Raw genomic sequence first — 507 nt, forward strand, 5'->3', positions numbered from 1 at the left:
CTCTCTAAACAAAACCACGCGCCGGCGCTGCCGGAAGGCGATCCGCGCCCCGAAATCGTCCGGGCGCTCCGCTTTCTGAATCAGGCGATCCCCGAGGAGTGGCAGGCCCTGAGCATCGATGATTTACTCGCCCAGGCCGTCGCCAACTGGCAGCCGGCGAAAATCGAGCATTCTCAAATGGCTCCCGCTGAGCTATGATTAGCCGCTATTTTTACACTGTACAGTTGATCTGAAGTCCGTCTGACACTACGAGGTGCACCATTTTTACCCGAGTCGCTAATTTTTGCCGTAAGGTGCTAAGCCGTGAGGAGCGCGAGGCAGAAGCCGCCGTCGAACCAACGCCTATGACGGTGATCCCGCGTGAGCAGCATGCTATTTCCCGCAAAGATATCAGTGAAAACGCCCTCAAGGTCATGTACCGCCTCAACAAGGCGGGCTACGAATCCTGGCTGGTCGGCGGCGGCGTCCGCGACCTGCTGCTTGGCAAAAAGCCAAAAGATTTTGACG

General features: G+C 57.4%; 2 pseudogenes. Both read left to right on the plus strand.

Going from position 1 to position 507, the window contains the following annotated elements:
- Positions 1-198, plus strand: a pseudogene (locus ABD481_RS47270) (tRNA glutamyl-Q(34) synthetase GluQRS); the annotation flags it as partial.
- A gap of 62 nt (positions 199-260) precedes the next feature.
- Positions 261-507: pseudogene (gene pcnB / locus ABD481_RS47275) on the plus strand (polynucleotide adenylyltransferase PcnB); the annotation flags it as partial.

Source organism: Catenulispora yoronensis (assembly GCF_039531695.1).
GTDB classification, from domain to species: Bacteria; Actinomycetota; Actinomycetes; order Streptomycetales; family Catenulisporaceae; genus Catenulispora; species Catenulispora yoronensis.